Raw genomic sequence first — 22219 nt, 5'->3', positions numbered from 1 at the left:
CCGTCCTCACAACTTAACTTTATCTAATAATCAAACGAAACTAACAGTGATTCCAATATATTATCTATCGGTTGATTTATGGAAAAGATAAGGACTACAACAGTTTTTCTCAAACTGAGACACTTTCTTTTGCTAGAATTTTAAAAAATAGAACCATCTAAAAAACTTCTCAAAACAAGACAATCAGTTTGGGACACACCGCTCATCTTTCAATTTGTGAAAATTGCAGACCTCCTATCCCGACTTTACTTTTTGATCCACTTGCCAATACTCTGCGATCGGGTGTTTTAGGGGTTACATTGGGAATATTTCGCATTTTAAACTTTTTATTAGTTGTTTTTAGCTACTCCCTGGCGCACGGGACTCAGTATTGCCAAATTCAAATTCGAGACATTTCTCCGGGAGACTCTCGCGCCCACCAGATTTTCTTTCCAGATGGACGCGAGATAATCATTGTCGGCCACAACCACGGCGATCGATCGCTGCCCGAGGAATTACACCAATTGACCGTGATCCCCCTTCAAGAACTTTCAAATGAATTTTTCCTCGAGAAATTGTCGGGCCTCGTAGAAACTCTCCATTTTGCAAAACAACATCTTCCCGCCGATCAAAGTTTCTTAAAACGGCTTTTGGAAACACAAAGAAAAATTCAGTTTATTGGTTTTGAATCAACAAACGCGATCACTCAAAATAACATTCACCACTATTCACTATTACATGCTGGCTTTATTCGAAACTTGAAACTTCGAGGGTTGCACTTGTCTCCTGATCTCTCGGACCTATTGCTTGTTGCGGTTGGACCGGTGGCTTCCTTGCGAATTCGAGAACCGGAGCTTTTTAATCATCGTCGCATTCTTGGATTTGAGTCAGAGGCCGCAACCAAAGCCTACGCCCTCGCCAGCGATGATGTCGATGCCATTCGCACAAGACTCAATGAGGCTAGTCGGGGCGATAAGGAGTTCCAAAGAAATATCCGAGGTACAGATCTTCAACTCTGGCAGCAGTATGATCATTACGTCCCCGATCGCGACGAGACTGCGTATCTCGCTTCGATCACCTCTGCGAGGATACCCGCCGCCTACCGAGAGCTCACTCTTGAGTGGAGCCGCGCCCGCCTCAAAGAGATGCGGGAACTCAAGCGCCGAGAAAAGGATGTGGTCGACAACATGATCGCGACCGAGAAGTCCGGAGTTCTATTTATGGGCTACAAACACCTGGTCTCCCTCTCCCAAATTTTGTTCCAGAAGTGCCAAAATACGTATTAATTTCATGTCCCCGTCCCATTTTATTAGCATCAGCCCTTAGGAACTTGGTGGCGTGTCGCGCCATCGTTGATCCACAAAGGTCTAAAATTGACTTGGACAAAGGTTCACGTTAGCTTTTGCTATCTTTTCGCGGGAATAGCTCAGTTGATAGAGCGTCGCCTTGCCAAGGCGAAGGTCGCGGGTTTGAGTCCCGTTTCCCGCTCCATTAATTTCAGAATTTTCATTAAAAACTAGAAAAATATTATATTTTTTTACGAAATTCACGGTCCTCAGATATTGTTTCAATAATTAGTGCTATGTCCTTTGTGTTTCTTAACGACCAAAAAAAGGAGATTATTATGAAACATATTCCAGTGCTTTTATCCGCACTCATCACCGTATTTTGCGCCACCACGGTTTTTGCCTCAGGAACTAGGATCTGTGTCAATGGTGACTTTGAAGCCATGGGAGATTCCTATTACGAGATCCATTTCTACGAAGATGGCATTCAATTCTTGCCTTACGAATCGGCATTTGATTTTGACCTCAAGGACATTGAGCACGTCGGAAATACTTACTTCATCGTCAACAAGAAAACGACCTTCTCCGCTGAGGGTGAAGATTATCCAGAGCGTGTTGTGAACGCGAAATTGACTTTCAATTCTGAAAAAACAGAATTGTCCGCCGAAATTCAAGTCGATGATGAAGCGGTTCAAAACTTAAAAATGACTTGTAGTAAAGAATAAACAAAGAGGAGCCTTTATGCATAATCTCACTAAATACTTATTCGCTTTTGCAACCACTCAACTATTAACCTTGTCTGCGCAAGCGGCAACACCCTTCATAAATCTCTTTTGTGCGTCCTACGACTCAACACTTCACATCGACGTCGAGGCGGACGAATCTGCACGGCAGACCGTTGTTGTTTCTCTCTTCGATGGAACCAGTCTCGATGCCTTGGGGCAGTCGATTTACGACAATTTTAAAAAGGATCAATATTTATCCTTAGCTGTCGACGCGAACTCCAAATCATTTTCGATGAGCGTTGGATTCTACGGCAAGCATTATAGTTCGTCGACCGTCGCCCAGATTGTTGCCCTTCCCAAGACTGCGACGTTCTCTTTAGAGGGGCCCGTCATCAAAGGAATTTTTGATGCTGTTGCGCCTGCTCATTCCACCTACTTGCCAATCCCCTACAGCGAGCCTATGAGCAACAGAGATCCATTTGATGGTCAACACCAAACCAACAGCTCGACCGTTCTTCTCAGATGTAAATTAGAAATGATTCAGTAATACGCTGATTTGATATATCCCGTGCTGGCTCTGAGCACGGGTTCTTCATTTTTAATCCGTAATACAGACTTGATTGTACCCCAGTTGAATCAAAGAAAACGCGACCAAAGACGCCTGCTGGCCTGAGACCATGACCTTGGTGTTTTCGGAGATCTTATCCTTTAATAAACGCGTCTTCACACGGTAATTGAGAGAGAAATCTTCTTTGTTTACAAATTCTTTCCAATGAATCGGAACTGTCGCCAAAGACTTCGCATTGAGGGACGTGGTGCGCTTTGCTTGTCCCACATCAATCACAAAAGCCGCATCGGTACTCAACGGCGAGCAGATGAGCGACGTGACGATACGAGGCTCCCAGTTGCGTTGGTTGGGCTTGGGCTTATCCAGTTTGTTCCGAAGCAGATAACGAAAATCCAAAACTGTTCCCATCTGTACCCGCTCCACACCGAGAGCCATCAATGTAAAAGCCACAGTGCCTTCGTCGCCATGCCCCTTATCCCCATAGCCGATCACCACCACATGGGAAAATGGATTCACCCCCAACAGAGCCAAGCGTCGCGCGATCGCAACTCCTTTGGTCTGTAAGTCACTTCCGTAACTTCCACGCAGAGAAAACTCTTTAGCGTTGATACTTGCAGAATTGGGAATGTGAGACACCTGAAAGTCAAAGTAAGCGCGAGTGTCTAGGACCACGGTCTCGCTCGTAATCTTAATAGGACGATTGGATTTTTCAAACTGCATGGAGCGATCGATGATGCTCACATCGGACTCCGAAATGAGAGTCGGCGCCTGCGCGCAACCCACTACGAATAACAAAGACCCCCAGAAAACAACACCCAACAGCTGCATGATTAGTCCTTATGCTTCATCGTCGGAAAGAACAAGATGTCCCTAATACTTGGTCGATCTGTCAGAAGCATAACGATGCGCTCAATCCCAATCCCTACGCCGCCCGTCGGAGGCATACCCACGTCGATCGCGTGAATAAAATCTTTGTCCATCGGTTGGGCCTCTTCGTCCACCACGCGCTTGGCTTCTTGCTCTTTGAGACGATCCAGCTGGTCTTCCGGGTCGTTCAACTCCGAGTAGGAGTTTCCAATTTCCATCCCGGCACAGATGGGCTCAAAGCGCTCCACTAATCCTTCGACCGAGCGGTGTTTTTTCGTTAGCGGCGAAATGTCTTTCGGGAAATCCATCACGAAGGTTGGATTCCAAAGTTGTGGCTCTGCCGCTAATCCAAAAACTTCCATCACCATTTCGCCATGGCTACCTTTCTTCTTCTCGGTGCCAAGCTCTTTAGCTTTCGCATAAAGCTCGTCCACGGTCGCTTTTTCAGGATCAATGCCGGCATACTCGCGCACTCCATCATACACCGTGAGACGTCTCCAGGGCGGAGTAAAATCAATCTCTTTTTCTTGATAAACAACCTTCATTGAACCGGTCACTTTTAAAGCCAAGTGCGAAATCAATTCTTCGAACTGCTTCATTTGATCTTGATAGTCCGTGTACGCCTCATACCATTCCAACATGGTGAACTCAGGATTGTGCGTTCGATCGATCCCTTCGTTGCGAAAGTTCTTACCGATCTCGTAGACCTTTTCAAAACCACCGACGATAAGGCGCTTTAAATAGAGCTCGGGACTGATCTTTAAAAACAGTTTCATATCGAGAGCGCGGTGATGGGTCGAAAACGGAAAAGCCGCGGCACCCCCATAAATGGGCTGAAGAACTGGCGTTTCCACTTCGAGAAACCCACGGTGATTTAAAAAACTACGAATCTCTGCAATAATTTTCGAGCGGCGCTCAAACACCTTGCGGCTTTCGGGATCCATAATAAGGTCAAGATGACGATAACGATACTTCATCTCCACATCTTGGAGACCGTGGAACTTTTCTGGCAGGGGCTCAAGAGTCTTACAAAGAACCGCAAACGATTGGCAGTGCAAAGACAACTCACCCTTTTGAGTTTTAAAAACAAACCCCTCGATTCCAACAATATCGCCAATGTCGATGTTGTCAAAGGCCAGTTGGCTTTGTGGATCGAGTTCAGCAATTTTTAAATAACACTGAATGTTTCCCGACTGATCTTGCACGTTAAAAAATGCAGCTTTCCCCATCGGGCGCTTGGTCATCAATCGACCTGCAATTTTATAAACATTCTCTTTAAGAGCCTCGCCGGTGGCGATCTCGGCAAATTTCGTCTTGATAGGTTCGATCGTAGAAGTGCGTTTAAAGTTATGAGGATACGGATCGTATTTGTTCTCTCTAAGAACATTTAACTTACGACGTTTTTCCGCTCGAATTGGATTATCGTTGATCGAATCGCTCACATTTTCTCCGTTGCCACACTTTTCAATTTAGTTCCTTAGATTTTTCCGACGAATGTATCCATCACTTGATGTAACAACGCGATAGCTTCTTTTTTGGGGCGCTGGAAAGCGTTTCTTCCCATAATGCTACCAAAGGCACCGCCCTCCGCCAGCCCACGCACTTCTTTCAAAATCTCTTCTGTGCTCTTTGCTTCGCCACCACTAAAAATAACAACGCGACGACCATTAAAGGACGCTTCAATGACGTGACGAATACGATCGGAAAGCTTTTCGACTAAGATCTGTTGTTCTTTATAAACTTTTTTCGCTTCCTCTTGCTCGATGTGAGCTGTAGGAGGCTTCACTTTAATAAAATGAGCGCCCAATTGAGCTGCGATTTGAGCACAGTAAGCAATCACATCAATGGCCGTCTCGCCTTCCTTACTGATAAACTCACCGCGTGCATAAGCCCAGATGACAACTAACAAACCCTTTTCTTTGGCGTAGCTGGAAGCCGCAGCGATCTCCTCGTACATGGCTTTTCGCTCTTCACTGCCCGGGTAGATCGTAAACCCGATTCCCACACATCCTAAACGAAGCGCATCGTCCACGGAGGACGTCAAAGCGGAACAAGGGGCTTTCGTTTTGAACAAAGAATCTGAATTATTAATTTTAAGGATTAACGGAATGTCCCCGGCGAAATCACGGGCGATGGCCTCGATAAAACCCAAGGGAGCGGCATAAGCACTGCAGCCCGACTCCACAGCAAGAGTGGCGTGATAGATCGGGTCATAGCCATCGGGATTTTTAGCAAAACTACGGGCGGGGCCATGCTCGAACCCTTGATCCACGGGGAGAATCACAACCTTACCAGTTCCGGCTAAGCGTCCGTGGTTAAGAACGCGTGCCATATTGGTGAGCACACCTGGATTGTCTGAACCATACCAGCTTAGGATCTCTCTTACTCTAGGCGTCATATTTCCCTCGTATTATGTCATTTAAAAAATGGTTTTCCTGGAATAAATCCTCTAAATCACTAATGAAGTCAATCCTCTTGACTCCAAAATAGCCTTAACCCACGCTGAATTGACTATGACCTTTCGTAAAAAAGTGTTCCGATTTTGTATCGCCGTTAACGTCGTGTTTTTTGTGGGTTTAACCGCGATTTCCATGCGCTATCATCTCTACGATAAAAACCGGGTGTGGTTTCAACAACTCACCGCCAAAACGGCCATGATGAGTCGATACCTTTGGATGAACGCTTTACAGCAGCGAAGACTGGTCATCACCACCGAAAAGAAGAACCTCGATCCCAAATATAAAAAACTGCTTTATGACTCTATGATGATCGCCTATGTGGGTGAACTCCAAAGCGATGGAAAACTTAAAGATCTTTACACTTCAGAAATCATGAAGCACCAAACGCCGTTGATTTTCCCGCAAAAAAAAGGAGACCGTTACTTCTCGCTTTTCAACCAGCAACACATGATGACCTACTGGTTTGACAAATCCACCGAAATCCCTGGAGACCTAGAGTCCGACAAAATCTATATCGTGACCTCGGTTTTCGAAATGAAGTCTCTCAAGGCTTTTGCAGGAGTCACTCAAGCGGATATCACTTTTGTTGAAGAGCAGAACTACGAGTACCAGATTATTTTTTCGACCCTCAATCCTGAAGAGCAAGATGCACTTCGAGATGTTTTTATTGAGGGGATTGAAAGTGGTCGAGGCTTTGATATGAAAAACGAAAAACACATTATGACGTCTCAGCAGATCTTCGAAACTCCCCAAATCAAGCAGGCCATGATCTTCTCTTACCTGAAGGTCGAGTATACATTTTCGGATTACTTTATCGTTTTGATGGGAAGCCTTCTCATGTTTTGTCTCTCGTCCCTCACTCTCTTATTAGGATACTGGTGGGCCGAGAAATCGCTAAAGCATTAAAACGTTCGAACCTTTTGCGACGCTTCGATAATATCACCATATTCAGCGGCGACCTTTTCCATCAGCTCCTGAGCGAACGCCCGAGGCTCCACAGAAAAGTCCTTGAGGGCTGAGGTCGGCACCGGAGTACCTTCATTACTGACGTTCACTGCAAAGTGAATCAACGAAGATTGAGGTGACAAAGTGGCTATAGAAATATTGAGCTTCTTCTTCTCCCAATAAATATCATCGCCCTGGCGTTTTAGATTTTGCGCGAGTGGGCTTTGGCTTTTTAAGATGTCGATGGTCATTTCGGCCATCAGCCTCTGCAGCACCACCGCTCCCTTGAGAGGAAAATCAAAGGCCTCAATGATGAAATGAACCATCTGCTCACCGCAGATTTGGCTTTGGGCGCGAACATCTTCTCCATCGATCATGTGATCGAAAGGAACATTGCAAGGGCCAACCCAGGAAACGATCGACGTGCCGAGCACGCCAAATTCCATGTAATTATTGAGTGGCTTCAGTTGCTCGCCGGAATAAAGGAAGTTTTTCTCAACAAATAATGTCTTCATCATAATACACCTGCCGCGCGACGAGCGCGATCAAAACGCTGACACGATTCACACTCTCCGCACCACTGCTCACCCCCAAAATAGCAGGGCCACAGGGCATTTAAGTCTAAGCCCATCTCTAATCCCCAGCACACGATTTCGGGCTTTTGCATATCTTGAGTGTAACAAACCACTTTCACTTGATTTTGGGTGGAAAACGCAAACGCTTGATCGAGAGCCTTGGCATATTCGCGCGTATTGTCGGGAAACGTCGCCGCTTCCTCGGCATTAAATCCCGGGATAATCATATCGGCACCCAGTCCCTCGGCAAAGCCAGCGGCGATGTTTAAGAAGATTCCGTTCCGATTAGGAACCCAAACCATCTCCGCCGTTTTAAAGCTCTTTTCCATGCTACTGATATCGACGAGGTCTTTTTGGGGAATCTTCGAATCGCGGCCGACGAGACCGCTTTTTTGAGAGAACTTTTGAAAGAATGAAAGATCCACCACTCGATGGGGAAGTTGGTGCTTTTCGCACAGCTTTCGCGCCCGCGAGATCTCCTGTTCGGCCGCCCGCTGGCCATAATCAAAGGTAATGACCATTTTGACCGTGGTTTCGCGAAGAGCTTGGAGCAGATTCACCGTCGAATCTAAACCCGCAGAGAGGAGAACAACTGAGGACTTCATGCCTCGTGTCTTAACCGATGTTTGGGGATTTCTCCAACGGTTTTCCATAGGATGAAATATAATCTCTTTTAAAGACTTTTGAGGTCTTTAATTAACAACTGAACGCGGCGGGTTCCCATGTATTCATTCCACTGGGGCTCCACCAAAAGAGTGATTTTTTTAGCGGTGGCTTCGTCTCCGAAAATTCGCACGCGGTCTTCGGTACTGGCACCAAACCACATGGCCTCGAACGACTCTGATTTTTCGGACCGCAGAGTGAGTCGTAAATGACCGCCTTTCAGTTCACGCAGTTGCGTGACTTCGACATCTTTTAAATGAATCAACGGCGGCGAAAAATGCTGGCCGAAGGGCTCAAGCTTATCCCACCAACTCATAAACTGACGGATTTCTCCGTAGGTGCTCGAGAAGTCGTAGGTCAACACTCGGTTTTCATTGGTGAGATCTACTGAAGAGAAAAACTCTTCGAGCTTGTTCCGGAACGCCTCGGCGTTTTCGGGAAGTAACTCAAAGCCCGCGGCCGCAGGATGACCACCAAATTTTGTGAGGGTCGCGCTCGCAAACTTGAGCGGCTCGAGAACGCTGATCGGATTCTCCTCAGGAGTTCTTGCGCTCCCCACGATTTTACCGGCGGCTGTGAGTGTTCCAATAAAAGCCGGCTTCTGTTTTCGTTTCACGATCTGGGTGGCGAGCAATCCGATGACCCCTTTGTGAAACTCTTTTGACCACGACCAAACAAAACGGTCGGCCTCATCTTTTTCTAAATTATTTTGTAGAGCCTTTTCACAGGCCGCCATGATTTTGACTCGTTGCTGGTTCGTCGCTAAAACACGCTCGACCATCGCTAATGCTTTGCTCGGATCATTCACAAGAAAGACGTCGATGGGCTTGATCTCCGACTCAAGACGAGTCAAGGCATTGAGCTTGGGCACAAAACGGATCGTCACATCACTGCTCGAGAGCTTTTTCTCCGAAAGCTGAAGCGCTTCCAAGAGAACCTTTAGCCCAAAGCGCTTGGTGTTTTGCAAAACCTGGAGACCGTGCTTCACTAAAATGCGATTTTCATAAATCACCGGGACCATGTCGGCGAGAGTCGCGATGGCAAAACAATCTAAAAGAGTTTTGACATCAAAATCCTTCTCGAGGAGCCCTTGATTTTTAAGTTCGCGCCGGAGCGCCATGATCAAGTAAAATCCCACGCCGGTTCCACAGAGGTGCCCGAGCCCCGACGTGCAATCCTTGCGATTAGGGTTCACCACCGCGATGGCGCGAGGCAACTGTTCGGCCTCTTGGTGATGATCCGTGATGATCACATCGACACCCTTCGCGTTCGCCGCCTCAACTGTGAGGACGTCGGTGATCCCTAAATCCACTGTCACAAACAAACTGGCGCGATGCTCTTGAATGATCTTCTCTACAATGTGCGTATGAAATCCATAGCCATCCTTATGGCGATCCGGTTGAATGGGGATTAAATTTTTAAATCCTAACTGGGATAATCCATCAAGGACAAGTGCGAGCCCCGGAGTCCCATCCATGTCAAAGTCAGCGTAGATACAAATGGTTTCTTGTTTTTTAAAAGCATCCACGAGGCGATCCACGGCCTTCTGCATGTCGATGATGGAGAGAGGATCTCGCAAGTCTTTCAGTTGAAAATTGAGAAATTGATCAATCGCTTCGGAGGAGGAGAAACCGCGGGCTAAGAAGAAGTCCTTAAGAGCCCCAGTATAAGGGAGATCGGTCGTCGAGAGGACTTCGCGCTGACGCCATTCCGTGATCAAAATCCCCCCTTTGTTATCCAATGAATTATCGAAAAAAAAATCGGAGTTGACACCCCACTACGAAATCCGCAGTGGAGTTTTTAGTGAGCTTAGCCAGTGACCTTTTTTAAAAACTTGTCCGTCATCAAAATCATTGGAGAGGCAATGTAGATCGTCGAGTAACTTCCGATCACTACACCTACCATTAGTGTAAAGGCCAACTCTTCGATCGCGCCCGTTCCAAAGATGTAAAGGCAGGTCGCAGAAATGAAGGTCGTTAGCGACGTTAAAATCGTACGGACAAGGGCTTCGTTGACCGATTTGTTGATCACGAAATTAAAGCCTTTATCCTTATAGATCGGCTCGTTGTTCCGAATAAAGTCAAAGTTCACCAGAGTATCGTTCAAAGAGTAACCGATCAGGGTGAGAACCCCAGCAAGAACCTGCACATTCACTTCGCGCCCAAGGACAACGTAAATCCCTAGTGTAATGATAGCATCATGGAAAAGACAGAATACGGCTCCTGGAGCGTATCTAAAATCAAACCGCAGTCCGACATACACGAGAATCATCAAAAGACTGTACAACGTGGCTAACATCGCCTGCGTTTTGAGTTCAGAACCCACCTGAGGGCCCACAGAATCCACGCGGCGAACGCCATCCTCTGGAAGTCCTGCCTCTTTTTGCAGAACTTGCGTGGTCTTCGTCACCATTTCCTGGTTCAAACGGTTGGTCTCCACGGCATCTTTGCCTTGAGGCTGCTGCATGCGAATCAAAACCTCGTTCTTTTCGCCGAAAGATTGCACAGTAGCTCCAGGAAGACCTACGCCCTCTAACGACGAACGAATTTTTGCGATATCGGGAGCTTGCGGAAACTGCAATTGCATTTCCGTTCCCCCGGCAAAATCGATTCCGTACTTAAAACCTTTAATGGCGATGAGTGCAATCGAGGCTATGACAAGAGCTCCAGAGATAAATCCCATGATCGGAGCCAAACCCATAAAATCAATTTTAAAAACATGATTCTTAATAGACATCTTTAGCTCCTACAGTTTGACATTCCATTTAAATTTAACCGTGAACAGATCGAGAAGCGCTCGACTTAAGAAAATCGAAGTGAACATCGATACCGTAAGACCGATCAATAACGAAACCGCAAAACCGCGAATCGGTCCCGTTCCGTAATACATCAGCACGACGCAAGTTCCCGCCGTGGTGACGTTGGCATCAAAAATCGTCCAGAACGCGCGATCAAAACCTTCGCGAATCGACGCTAACAAACTTGCACCCTTATTCATTTCATCACGAATCTTTTCGAAGATGATGATGTTCGCATCGACGGCCATACCTACGGTTAACGCGATCCCCGCGATTCCAGGGAGGGTCAGCGTTGCGCGCAGAGAAGAAAGAATCGCAAAAAGTAAAATGATATTGAGAACAATTGCGATATTTGCCACCAAACCAAACATTCCGTAATAAACAAACATAAAAAGGATCACCAGACCCGAGCCAATGAGGGTCGCCATTTTACCCTTATCGATGGAGTCTTTTCCCAAAGATGGACCCACCGCTCGCTCTTCCAACTGCTGAAGCGATACCGGAAGAGCTCCCGACTTAAGAACCATACTTAATAGATTGGCCTCGTTTAAAGTCTCTTGATAATCCCGAGTTTGACCTAACTGAATCACGCCAGAACCGTTGACGATCGGCGAGTTAATCACAGGTGCCGACTGCACCACTCCATCCAGAACGATGGCCATCAACTTCCTGACGTATTCTGTAGTGAGCGCACCAAATTCACGCGCACCTTTATCGGCAAAGCGGAAAGCCACTTCGGGGCTATTTGTTTCCTGACTAAATGTGGTGTAGGCATCACTGAGAGTATCCCCACCCACCATGGCGTCCGTGCGAAGGACATAAGGCAGTTTGCCCGCCTCGAGATTTTTAGCATTCGGAGCTTTGATAAAACGGACCACCGTATTCTTAGGAAGTTTATCCTTGATCGCTTCGTTGATCTTTTCAAGGTAAGCAGAATAACGAAGATCGTCTTTACCGAGGGCAAAGTTCCCCTCTTTCTCCGCTTGATCAATCCATGTTTGCACGTCCTCTAACTTCGCATCTTCACTGACGATCATAAACTCAAGTTTAGCTGTGCGATTGATGAGATTCTTCGCACTCTCTGTATCCTTAAGACCCGGAAGCTGAACCAAAATTCGGTCATCACCTTGCACAGCAATGTTCGGCTCGGCTACACCAAACTCATCAATACGGTTAGCGATCACTTGCCGCGCTTTTTCGATGAGGTTTTTCTTAAACTGGATCAAGTAGGCATCGTAGTATTGAACTTCGATTGAATCCGCAGCCGCTTTAATCACTTGCAATTCATTGCGATGATAGCGATCGAGATAGTCTTCCACCTTCTTCTGGTCACCCGAAAATAAAATTTTGAGGTGAACGACTTCGCTATTTACAGTTTCTACTGCGGCGTCGATACTATGGTCTTGCTTAAGACCATCTTTAAGAGAATTCCCGACACGACGGCTCTGCTCTTTCAGCGCCGCTGGAATATCCACACCAAGAGCTAAATGTAGGCCCCCTTGCAGATCTAATCCGTAGACGAGCTTTTCCTTTGTCGGCCACCAAATTTTGGAAGTGTCGAACACATTGGGCATCACCCACACGATTCCGAACAACGTCACGAGTAGGCAGACAATCAGTCGGCCTCTTAAAGTCTCTATCATTTTTCCACCTCTTTTACCGTCCCCGAAACCTGCGAGCGTAAAACGCGAATGCGTACTCCACTGGCCACTTCAAGGGTCACGAATTTGTCAGTCAGACCCTCAATAGTCCCTAAGATTCCACCTGATGTCAAAACTTCATCGCCACGCTTGAGAGTTGTCAAAAACTCCTGCTGTAACTTTTGGCGCTTGGCTTGAGGACGAATGATGAAAAGGTAGAAAATAAAAAATAAGGCAATGAACGGAAACATCTGAAGTAAAAAGCTCGGCTTCTCCGCGGTCGCCGCTCCCGCCTGGGCCCAAACAGAAAGTGAAGTCACCACTACTGATAAAACAGTAAGAACATATCGCATACAAACCTCCAAAGAGATTTATGTACAAGACGCCTCTCAAGAAGTCGCTGTTTACTGCTTGTTAACGAAACGCATCAACTCGCGGTCGCGGAACGTGGACCATGTTCCCTCGAGGATGGCCTCGCGCGCCTTCCGCATGAGCTCGAAATAAAAATGCAAATTGTGAATGGTGTTAAGACGAGAGCCTAAAATTTCACCACTTAAAAACAAGTGGCGCAAATACGCTTTGGAATAATTTTGGCAGGTCTCGCAACTGCAATCTGGATCTAATGGCGAGGGATCTTCCTTATACTCGGTCCGTTTGATGCTAATTTTCCCTTGAGACGTGAACAAGGTTCCGTTGCGAGCCACGCGCGTGGGCAAAACACAGTCAAACATATCAATACCGCTATCGACAGCGAGAAGTAAATCCACCGGAGTTCCCACCCCCATCAGATAGCGCGGTTTGTGGGCCGGCATATAAGGTGCTACTTTTTTAACCAACACATGCATCTGATCGATCGGCTCACCCACGCTAAAACCACCTAAGGCATAACCTGGGAGGTCCACCGAGGTGATCTGCTCGATACTTTTGATCCGAAGCTCTTCGTTGAGTCCACCCTGAGCGATGCCAAACAATAAACTCTCTTTGCGAGTCATGGCCGCTTTACTCCGATGAAGCCATCGCAACGTGATATCCATCGCTTTGTTAAGCTGTTCCTCGGTGGCGGGCCACGGCGGGCACTCGTCAAAGGCCATGATAATGTCAGAGCCTAAGGCCATTTGAATCTGAATGCTTTTTTCCGGGCTGATAAAATATTTGCTGCCGTCGATATGGCTGCGAAACTCCACACCCTCTTCGGTGATTTTTCTCAAATTCGCCAAAGAGAAAACCTGAAATCCTCCGCTGTCGGTAAGAATCGGGCCGTGCCAGTTCATAAACTTGTGAAGGCCACCCATTTTTTCGATCACATCTTCACCGGGGCGCAAGTGCAAATGATAAGTGTTTCCTAAAACCACCTGGCAGCCGTTATTCACGAGCTCGTCGGTGCTGACAGCCTTTACTGTTGCGCGGGTGCCGACCGCCATAAAAACAGGAGTGCGAATTTCGCCATGTGCGGTTTGCAAAGTGGCGGCGCGCGCCTGGCCTTCGGTTTTTTGGATTTCAAATGTGCCCACGGCTTTCGTTGCGCCGGGTTCGGTTACTTCTCCCATACGGTGAGATCTCCATAGCTAAACAGGCGAAAGTCTTTTTCGATGGCCCATTGATAATTTTTAAGAACGCGCTCTTTTCCAGCGAACGCACAAACGAGAGCCAATAGCGTCGATTCCGGCTGGTGAAAATTAGTCAGCAGAACATCGACCACTTTAAAATTGTATCCCGGCTTAATAAAAAGATGGGTTTCGCCGCGATACCCCGTCTCGGTTTTTTGTAAGTGGTTTTGTGACCACGCCTCGAGGGCTCGAGTCACCGTTGTGCCCAACGCCCACACTCGACCGCCTCCGCGCTTCACACGTTCGATCGTGCGTAGGGTTTCCTCTGGAATATCTACGAACTCGGAATGCATTTTGTGATTTTCCAAATCTTCGACGTGAATGGGCAAAAATGTTCCCAAGCCGACATGTAAGCAAAGCGGTGCGACCTCGGCTCCCCGAGCTCGAATGCGCTCTAAATCCTTGCTGTCAAAATGAAGACTTGCGGTCGGAGCGGCTAAACTTCCCGTCACTTCGGCCCAAGCGGTTTGGTATTCGGCCGTGTCGGCATCACGACTCGCTCTTTCGTTACGTTGCTGTTGAATATAGGGAGGCAATGGGATGTCTCCGTACTTTTCGAAATAGTCGTAATCCAGCTGGCGATGGACCTTGACCGTTTGTGGAAGTCCACTGGTCACGAGCTCTAGCTTGGTCCCGCAGGGTAAAATCTCGCCCTCTTTCGACCAGCGGCGCGCAGGGCAAAGAACTTCCCAAACATCGCCCTCAGATAAACTCTCCAATTGTTTAATGAATAAAACTTCTAGTCCGCTAGGACAAGTGACCCGAGCCTTAATGACTTTGGTGGTGTTGATCACCAAAACATCTTCGGGTTTAAAACGCGTGATCAGATTAGAAATTGTGGTTTCGTGAGGAGCGGACTCATCCCGACTATCGCCGCACCACAGAACGCGACTGATTTTCGCTTTCGACGTGGCTATGAGGTTTTTCGGATAACTATATGAGAATTCGGAGGTTTTCACCGGCTTATCCATAACTTTAACTGGCGCCGATGTCTAGAAGTAGTGCTGAGAAAACCTGCAAAAAAACTGGGGACGGGGCCAAATCTCTAGCCCTTATCCCCCCACCAACACACTTGAGCCTATCCTGGCTTTCCCCTGAACCTCATCCATGAGATTCATTTGTAAAGACTCCAGGGCCCGATAAGGTGGTTAGTTTTTAGGCGCAAATTGATTTTATAGGTCGTATTGACTTTTCTTTGAGGAATGAGTTAACTGCCCGAACCTCAAGTGATTTAAGCCGAAAGGCTTTCAACTTTTCGATGCGCGAGTGGTGGAATGGTAGACACACTGGCTTGAGGTGCCAGCGGTTAACAGCCATAGGAGTTCAAGTCTCCTCTCGCGCACCATCCCAGGTAACAGTTCCCTTTTTGCATTGCGAATCGTCAAGTGTAAGCGCCCGACCACTCATACTTCTCGGGATTTGAAAAATGCGGCGACGCAATCCTTTTCGAATCACTTCCTCTTTCTCTGAATCCAAGGGCTCATCGAGCCAATCGCGATCTAACATCAACGGTGTAGATTCAAAATTAAAGAGATCACTGGGTTGCCATTGAAAAAGCAATGCCGGAACATTCAAAGAAGAATAATTGTAATCGAAAACCGATTTACAAAGCTCAGCTTTTACTGGATTTTGCAAAACATACTTTACACAGTTCCAATAATAAATTTCATTTTGAATCACAGACCACTTGTAGCGACCACCAAAAAAATGATTGATACGACCTGATGATCGATTTGCTCTCCTAGCCACTTCGCGATGTAGATACTTCATAGCCTCACCGAGATTACATCTGGGAGTGCTTATCACAAGATGGTAGTGATTAGACATAAGAACGAAAAAGTGTATGTCGCAAAAAAACTGAATTTTAAGTTGGTAAAAACATTCAATAAATATTTCCCACAAATGATCTCGATCGACATAAAAAAACTCTTTATTATTTGATCGGTTGTAAACGTGATAAGGAAATTGGTCGGTTTTATAAAGAGATTTTCTTGGCATATCCTCCTTGATGCAATTTTGCGTAGAGGTTGTCGTATCGACTCATTTCTCGCCGCTACAAAATGTCCGATTTTCCTTAACAACTCCTCGGTAACGCAACAAAAAGGGAACTGTTACCTTTATACCTCCCATAAGAGGATATTATAATAAACCGTCTAAATTATCGTATTTCCTTTACTATTTACAATTCAAAAATAAAAATTCGTGTTTATCGCGGAGTTATCGTAGAACGGCTTCTGTCTCGTGTTTTTGGGATTCATTAACAGATTGGGGAATCATGTTAAAATTTTTAGTTTTCAGTGCTGTTGTTTTGAGTGGGGCTTGCGCCTCCGCCTCTTTGGAAGCGGACGTCGAAAATGTGCGCATCGAGAGCGTGCGCCAAAACAAAACTCGTCTTCCCGAGATGATTCAAGAAGGTCGAAAGATTTGCACCTACCTCCGCGATAAGCCGAGCGAATACGAAACATGCATGAAGCAACTCCTGGCTTTGGCGACAAGTCAGCTGGGCTGCGAATCGAGCTTAAGCCGTTGGACCGAAATGGGGATCAAAGATCAAAAAGACATGAACTCCATTCTTGCGGACCACCCGTTGGTTCCCGTAAATGATACCGTTTCTAAAATTTTTGAAGAACTGATCGAAGTGGGAAACGCACAGTGGGTGCAAGCAAAGCTTGACTCCTCCCTTCCCGTTGCACTTTTCCCCTTACCTCAATGGAACATTCGCGCTTACAACGCTAACTTTTACAATGCTCATGCCGGCGCTGACGGCAGTGTGTTGATCTCTAATAAATTTTGGAGTGAGCAAACCGCCTTTACCGAAAGCGAAATTCGCGCCATCTTAGGTCACGAGGTCGCCCACGTCCTTCTCAATCACTCGTTGCAAACGGCTTGCGTGTACAACGAATGGGCGGCGAACACTCCAGATCTATCGCTTCAGGAAGCGCAAGAGATTATTCGCGCTGATTTTAGCGTTCAGTACGGGGGTGGTAAAGCGTGGTCCGAACTCTCGCAGCGCAATGAGTTTCAGGCAGATCTTAAATCGGTCGAGCTTCTTGACTCTCTGGAGTACAATGCGGGCGCGATGTCTTCGGCCATTCGAAAACTTCACGAGATGAGTCCCAAAGGTGGATTCACCTCGGGAACTCACCCCGAACTTCTCGTTCGTGCCGATAAGGCCCAAGCGAAAGCGCAGGAGCTGGCGAATAAACGCCTTGGTTTTTAAGTTTTAATAACTCACGGGAACATTAAGATTTTTTAAAGTTCCCGATTCACCTGTCTCCAATTCTTCAGATCTCTAAAGATTCAGCCAAATAAAAATAAATTTTTTGGGCTTTTCAAATTCTCACTCAACTCCTCGCAAAAGTTTCCGAAAGGATCTTGAGTGAGGTCGCATGAATCGTAATTGTTTACTCCAACTCATCATCGCCGCGATGTTATTGTGCGCCTGCGATAAAGACAAAGAGACGGAGAACAATGAATCGACCAACGCTCCCAATATGGTCGACTACATAAAGAGAACCGGAGACACGATGACGGGTCCGTTGACTGTTTCCGCTCAAGGGTTACATTTCCCAGACGGCACTCTGCAAACCACCGCTTCCGTCTCGGGCACATCCTGCATCGGCAGTACGTGTCTGGGAGATACCACTTTCAGCGGCCAAATCGCGATCACAGGGAGCCTATCTGCTCAAGGTGCCGTGGTTGCGCAAGACACATTGGAGGTCAACAACTCCATCACTACTCACGGAAATCTCAGCGTGGATGGAGCGATCGTGTGTACGGATTGCGTAGGTCACCTTGCTCTTTCGTCGGACTCGGTGACCAGCGGGAAAATCGCAAATGATGCCATCACCTCTGATAAGATTATTGATGGTGCCGTCATAGGGAGTAAAATCACCGCGGGTGCCATCGTCTCTTCACACATCGCCGCAAGTGCCATCACGAGTCTTCACATTGCCAATGATTCCATTTCGTCGGTGCAGATTTCTAATAGTTCTATCTCAACTAGCAAACTCGAAAATTACTCGGTCACTCCGGAAAAAGTAAGTGCCGGCGCTCCAGCTCAGATCTTAACAACGAATGCGAATTCCCAGGCCGCTTGGTCCAACGCACTCATTCAATACGGCCTCCACTTTTCCTACCTCAACTCCAGTCGCATTCGCTTCACCCCATCGGGCGTGGATGGACGCGCCAGTGTCTTAGTCTCGGATGGGACCCACGTGATGGCCTCACTGATCACTTCCGCTCTCGACGCCGATCTCACGATCTCGGGCGCCGGTGGACTGGACACGGGCTCAGAGTCCGGAGCTACAGGCTATGACGTCTATCTGATTACAGACAATCAAGGAGAAAATCCTTCACTTCTGCTGACGATTTCGGGAGCTTCTCCCCAACTCCCCTCGGGGTACTCATTGAAGTCGGATGTTTTATGGTTTATTTCGAACTCCATCGGCACTGGGAGCGCAGATATCGTTCCTTTCGTTGATTTAGGTCAGGGAGAATGTCAGTACCAAATTTCACAGGGACTTTCTGCACTGACGGGGGGAAGCTCAACCACTGTGACCGCCATCGATTTAACTAATAAGATGCCTTCCGCAAGCAAACTTGCCATCCTCTCCTACCGCGCGATAAATCCTTCGGCGGTCTCTTACTCACTAGAGCTTTCAACAAATGCCGCTGGCACTTCAATCTTTCAGTCCATGGACGGGATTGGAGGAATTCTCGGTGGACTTGCAAGACAAGAGCAACAGATTCAACTGCCGATTTTTAATACTCTCAGCACTTCACTTTATTATAAATTTACAGGTTCGTTAGGTTCACCGAGCTTGAATCTTTACGTGAAAGGCTGGCGCCTCCCGCGACGAATGAACTAAATATCGACCGCTGTGGCCGAAGAGTCTCCAGGGGCATCAGAGGCGGGCGCATTGACTCGTCGGACTCGACTAGCGCGCTCACTAATGACGGTCTCGTTAATATCGCTCAACATTTTGTTGATCGTGGCGTCGGTCGGCACCTCGAACGAAGGATTGCTCTCGCACTTTACGGCCAAAGCATTGGCATAGTTCGCCACCGAGCGCCCGAGATTATAGTTACTTCCACGCAATACGCCGTCTAAATACTTTTGAAGCTCGGACGCTTCTGTGGGGCGATTCTCAATAAGAACGTTGAGTTTTCTTTTATCTGTCACACGATCTAAATTTCGCGTATTACAGTCACAAACGGCGACAGAATCCGTACTGGCATTTTTCGAAGTGCGATCTCTCCAGCACGTCGCATTGGCACGACAACGCTCTTCGCCTTTAATGCACTCGCTTTTAAATTGCTCAATGGTGAAGACTCCGTCGGTCGCATTCGCCGTCAAAACTTGAAATATCATGAGCATCGAAATGATCATTTGGATCCCCTTTCCTCTATTGGTCGACACCGCGATTAAAGAACCAGTCCATAAAAGACGGATGTTCTTGAGGAGCATAACCACGTGCGCGTTGACGTTGATAGTACTGTGGCTCCGTCACGGGATATCCACGAGGGGCGCGTCGGCCACCGATGGGCCCACTTCTCATCGCGGAACAATCTTCGTAATGTAAATGGCAACCGGTGACAAGTCCCGTGCGCCCCACAAGACCCAATCGGGTTCCCGCCTGAACAGTTCCACTGCCCACATAGATGGCCGACATATGACCATAGAGAGCTGTACATCTTCCGTAATTCACTAAAACAGTTTTACCGTAGCCACCCATCCAACCGGCGCCAACGATCTGGCCCGTTTGTCGTGAGTTGATCGGAGTTCCGCAAGGAGCGGCGTAGTCTGTCCCCGCATGAAATCTCCGGCGACCCGTCACTGGGTGACGACGCCATCCTCGGCGCGAAGAAATACGATAAGAAAAAGCGTCACCTCGACGAGCAGCGGGCTCACGTTGATCGAGCAAATCTTCCGACGACTCTTCCTCAACTTCGCTTGAGAAAGCCGCTTCTTCAGGCTCATCCTTCGCGTTTCCGTAGAGGAAGGTTTCGTCGTTAAAAAGCTCTGCGAGTTCTTCTGGACTGAGTGGAATAATTTCCGTATTTGTTGAAAAATGACTTCCTGTCTTTCCGACAAACAAAAATCCAAAAACCATTAAACAACTAAATAGAATCCTTCTAAATAGATTATCCATATGTCCCATTTATAACATGGGGGCTGACGAACTCCCGCCAGCGAAATGGTTTCCATGATGCTTTATGGACTATCGTCGAGCCGGAGAGCTGGCAGAAAGGCACTGGGCCGTAAGACTACCCGTGATCAAAAAAATCGGATGCTCGGAAAGGCCAAAGTATGTTTGACCCATCTCATCTTTGATTTCGACGAGAAAATAATCCGCATCGTAATCGGCCACATTTTTTCCGATAATCACAGCGCTTTTGATTTTGAGATTTGAATTCGACAGCAAGCGACCCAATGATTCCTGCACAACTCCGGTCTCCACGCACTTTTCTTGAAAACTGTTCTGCGTCCGATTAAAATCGAGAGACGTGGGCCAGCTGTTTTCGAAACGATGAGGTTCATTCCGATAAACTCTCTCGTTGTAGGCACCGATCTTAGAAATGATATTGACCCACTCCGAAGGAATTTCTTTTTTGACAACCCAGTCGGAAGCCGTTGCTGAAGACGTGATGACCAGAGAAAACACACCCCACAAAATTTTCGAAATCATAGGTACCCCTTTTTTGTTGTTTTTATTTATACCAAAATGCTCAACGCCCTTCTCGGGATTCACAAGAGCGCTGTAGTAATTTCTGGCATGACCAATCGAAGAACACTTTTGATCGACTGTTGAATGTTCTACAATTGTTTAAAGATCGCTAAACAAACGTATTTTTTTATAGATTTTGTAAAATAAGTTGGGGTAGGGTCTTCCGATGCAATTGAATGCTCTACAAACTCTGGCCATCACTGCCGCTGTTATTTTATTTGGCCGCTATCTCAAAAATAAATGGACTCTCCTCGACAACTACAATCTTCCAACCCCGGTGGTGGGTGGGTTACTCTTCGCTTTAGTTCTCTACGTCGCGAAAATTACTACCGGTTGGACAGTCACTTTTGATCTCGTCTTTCGCGAACCTCTGATGATCGCTTTTTTTGCGTCGGTGGGCTATAGCGCGTCGGTCAAAGCTCTTAAAGCGGGAGGCATTCCGGTGATTTTCTTTTTTGGAATCACAGTGCTCGCGCTTCTTTTACAAACAGGCCTTGGGATTATGGCGGCGCAATCCTTTGGTTACCCTCCGCTCCTCGGAGTACTCACAAGTGCCGTCTCCCTGACAGGCGGTCCCGGAACGGCTCTTGCCTTCGCTCCGCTTTTCGAAGTTCGCGGTGTTGAGCATGCGGCGACTGTAGGTCTTTCAAGCGCCATGGGCGGAATTATTGTTGGCGGATTGATTGGATCGCCGATCACCACGTTTCTCATCCGTAAGCATAAACTGTCTGCCACACCCGACCAGAACGACGAAAAACTTCCCCACGAAGACGCTCGCGAAGCTTTGAGTGATCTCGAGGATAAGCCCAAGTTTTTTACACAAAACTCTCTCAAGCACGTTATTGGCATGTTGATCATCATGGGTTTAGGAGCGTGGATCAGCACCGCGATCAACACCACGGGCATCACACTTCCCATCTACATTGGCTCAATGATTTCAGCCGCACTCATTCGCAATCTCGATGACGTCACCGATTGGTTCGACATCGAGGACTCATCGATCGAAGACATCGGGAACGTGTGTCTGTCCCTGTTTATTGCGATGTCGATTGTGACTCTGGATCTTTCTCAATTACAGAACACGGCCGTCGCCATTTTGATTTTCCTCGTTCTGCAGTCCGTGCTGACGGGTCTCCTCGCCTACACTTTAGTATTTAAAGCGATGGGCAAAGACTATGATGCCGCCGTGATCAGTGGCGGATTTACGGGATTTATGATGGGGACTACGGCGAACGCTATGGCCAATATGAATGCGATCACCGAAAAGTATGGTCCCTCCAACAAAGCCTACTTGGTCGTTCCGCTGGTCGGCACCTGCTTTATCGATTTCGTCAATGCCGCACTCGTCACCTTCTGCATCAACTTTTGGGGATAGAG

At 47.3% G+C, this 22219-nt stretch carries 22 protein-coding genes and 2 tRNA genes; 9 read left to right on the top strand and 15 right to left on the bottom strand.

Features of this window, described 5'->3' with window-relative positions:
* The first annotated feature begins 299 nt into the window (after positions 1–299).
* The 4 genes from K2Q26_06575 (at position 300) to K2Q26_06560 (ending at position 2537) form a co-directional block, all read left to right on the top strand.
* Entirely contained in the window at positions 300–1265 is a 966-nt protein-coding gene (locus K2Q26_06575) for a hypothetical protein (protein ID MBY0315163.1), read from the top strand.
* A 129-nt stretch (positions 1266–1394) separates the two neighbouring features.
* Positions 1395–1470 (top strand) — tRNA-Gly (locus K2Q26_06570).
* A 133-nt stretch (positions 1471–1603) separates the two neighbouring features.
* Positions 1604–1990 (top strand): hypothetical protein, encoded by a 387-nt coding sequence (locus K2Q26_06565; GenBank protein ID MBY0315162.1) that lies wholly within the window; start codon positions 1604–1606, stop codon positions 1988–1990.
* A gap of 16 nt (positions 1991–2006) precedes the next feature.
* A complete protein-coding gene (locus tag K2Q26_06560) occupies positions 2007–2537 on the top strand; it encodes a hypothetical protein (GenBank protein ID MBY0315161.1) in 531 nt (176 codons plus the stop codon).
* Positions 2538–2588: 51 nt separating this feature from the next.
* Here K2Q26_06560 and K2Q26_06555 read toward each other — a convergent pair whose 3' ends face one another.
* From K2Q26_06555 to K2Q26_06545, 3 genes are read right to left on the bottom strand one after another with little or no spacing between them, the layout of a single operon-like run.
* Positions 2589–3386, bottom strand: a complete 798-nt coding sequence (locus tag K2Q26_06555; GenBank protein ID MBY0315160.1) for a hypothetical protein — start codon at positions 3384–3386, stop codon at positions 2589–2591.
* Positions 3387–3388: 2 nt separating this feature from the next.
* Positions 3389–4867 (bottom strand): lysine--tRNA ligase, encoded by a 1479-nt coding sequence (gene lysS, locus K2Q26_06550; GenBank protein ID MBY0315159.1) that lies wholly within the window; start codon positions 4865–4867, stop codon positions 3389–3391.
* 35 nt (positions 4868–4902) lie between these two features.
* The gene (locus tag K2Q26_06545) at positions 4903–5823 is read right to left on the bottom strand and encodes a class I fructose-bisphosphate aldolase (protein ID MBY0315158.1); all 921 of its coding nucleotides are present in this window, start codon (positions 5821–5823) and stop codon (positions 4903–4905) included.
* A gap of 115 nt (positions 5824–5938) precedes the next feature.
* On the opposite strand from K2Q26_06545, the gene K2Q26_06540 reads away from it, so the two are divergent.
* Positions 5939–6790, top strand: a complete 852-nt coding sequence (locus K2Q26_06540) for a hypothetical protein (GenBank protein ID MBY0315157.1) — start codon at positions 5939–5941, stop codon at positions 6788–6790.
* On the opposite strand, the gene K2Q26_06535 is transcribed toward K2Q26_06540, so the two are convergent.
* The 8 genes from K2Q26_06535 to queA form a co-directional block, all read right to left on the bottom strand.
* Entirely contained in the window at positions 6787–7347 is a 561-nt protein-coding gene (locus tag K2Q26_06535) for a DUF366 family protein (protein ID MBY0315156.1), read from the bottom strand. The two genes, K2Q26_06540 and K2Q26_06535, sit on opposite strands and share 4 nt — an antisense overlap.
* Entirely contained in the window at positions 7344–8009 is a 666-nt protein-coding gene (gene queC, locus K2Q26_06530) for a 7-cyano-7-deazaguanine synthase QueC (protein ID MBY0315155.1), read from the bottom strand. Before queC ends, K2Q26_06535 begins: the two co-directional genes overlap by 4 nt.
* Positions 8010–8077: 68 nt before the next feature.
* A complete protein-coding gene (gene recJ / locus K2Q26_06525; protein MBY0315154.1) occupies positions 8078–9787 on the bottom strand; it encodes a single-stranded-DNA-specific exonuclease RecJ in 1710 nt (569 codons plus the stop codon).
* An 89-nt stretch (positions 9788–9876) separates the two neighbouring features.
* Positions 9877–10803, bottom strand: a complete 927-nt coding sequence (gene secF, locus K2Q26_06520) for a protein translocase subunit SecF (protein MBY0315153.1) — start codon at positions 10801–10803, stop codon at positions 9877–9879.
* A gap of 9 nt (positions 10804–10812) precedes the next feature.
* Positions 10813–12507 (bottom strand): protein translocase subunit SecD, encoded by a 1695-nt coding sequence (gene secD, locus K2Q26_06515; protein ID MBY0315152.1) that lies wholly within the window; start codon positions 12505–12507, stop codon positions 10813–10815.
* Entirely contained in the window at positions 12504–12755 is a 252-nt protein-coding gene (gene yajC / locus K2Q26_06510) for a preprotein translocase subunit YajC (protein ID MBY0315151.1), read from the bottom strand. Before yajC ends, secD begins: the two co-directional genes overlap by 4 nt.
* A 153-nt stretch (positions 12756–12908) precedes the next feature.
* Positions 12909–14051, bottom strand: a complete 1143-nt coding sequence (gene tgt / locus K2Q26_06505; GenBank protein MBY0315150.1) for a tRNA guanosine(34) transglycosylase Tgt — start codon at positions 14049–14051, stop codon at positions 12909–12911.
* On the bottom strand, positions 14039–15070 hold the full coding sequence (queA, locus tag K2Q26_06500) for a tRNA preQ1(34) S-adenosylmethionine ribosyltransferase-isomerase QueA (protein ID MBY0315149.1): 1032 nt from the start codon (positions 15068–15070) through the stop codon (positions 14039–14041). Before queA ends, tgt begins: the two co-directional genes overlap by 13 nt.
* A 301-nt stretch (positions 15071–15371) precedes the next feature.
* On the opposite strand from queA, the gene K2Q26_06495 reads away from it, so the two are divergent.
* A tRNA-Leu gene (locus K2Q26_06495) sits at positions 15372–15456 on the top strand.
* Here K2Q26_06495 and K2Q26_06490 read toward each other — a convergent pair.
* Positions 15435–16109, bottom strand: a complete 675-nt coding sequence (locus K2Q26_06490) for a transposase (GenBank protein MBY0315148.1) — start codon at positions 16107–16109, stop codon at positions 15435–15437. The genes K2Q26_06495 and K2Q26_06490 overlap by 22 nt on opposite strands.
* A gap of 277 nt (positions 16110–16386) precedes the next feature.
* Here K2Q26_06490 and K2Q26_06485 point away from each other — a divergent pair, with 277 nt between their 5' ends.
* Both K2Q26_06485 and K2Q26_06480 read left to right on the top strand, forming a co-directional pair.
* Positions 16387–17331, top strand: a complete 945-nt coding sequence (locus tag K2Q26_06485; protein ID MBY0315147.1) for a M48 family metalloprotease — start codon at positions 16387–16389, stop codon at positions 17329–17331.
* Between the two features lie 169 nt (positions 17332–17500).
* Positions 17501–18982 (top strand): hypothetical protein, encoded by a 1482-nt coding sequence (locus tag K2Q26_06480; GenBank protein MBY0315146.1) that lies wholly within the window; start codon positions 17501–17503, stop codon positions 18980–18982.
* On the opposite strand, the gene K2Q26_06475 is transcribed toward K2Q26_06480, so the two are convergent.
* The 3 genes from K2Q26_06475 to K2Q26_06465 form a co-directional block, all read right to left on the bottom strand.
* A complete protein-coding gene (locus K2Q26_06475; protein ID MBY0315145.1) occupies positions 18979–19503 on the bottom strand; it encodes a hypothetical protein in 525 nt (174 codons plus the stop codon). The genes K2Q26_06480 and K2Q26_06475 overlap by 4 nt on opposite strands.
* Positions 19504–19519: 16 nt before the next feature.
* Complete coding sequence (locus K2Q26_06470; GenBank protein ID MBY0315144.1) at positions 19520–20266, bottom strand: M23 family metallopeptidase; 747 nt, start codon at positions 20264–20266, stop codon at positions 19520–19522.
* Between the two features lie 69 nt (positions 20267–20335).
* Positions 20336–20803, bottom strand: coding sequence for a hypothetical protein (locus tag K2Q26_06465; GenBank protein MBY0315143.1), 468 nt, complete (start codon positions 20801–20803; stop codon positions 20336–20338).
* Positions 20804–21008: 205 nt separating this feature from the next.
* On the opposite strand from K2Q26_06465, the gene gltS reads away from it, so the two are divergent.
* Complete coding sequence (gltS, locus tag K2Q26_06460) at positions 21009–22217, top strand: sodium/glutamate symporter (GenBank protein ID MBY0315142.1); 1209 nt, start codon at positions 21009–21011, stop codon at positions 22215–22217.
* Positions 22218–22219: the final 2 nt, after the last annotated feature.

Source organism: Bdellovibrionales bacterium, assembly GCA_019750295.1.
Taxonomy (GTDB): domain Bacteria; phylum Bdellovibrionota; class Bdellovibrionia; order Bdellovibrionales; family JAGQZY01; genus JAIEOS01.
The sequence above is the reverse complement of the archived record's forward strand: the minus strand, read 5'-3'. Positions and strand labels throughout refer to the sequence as shown.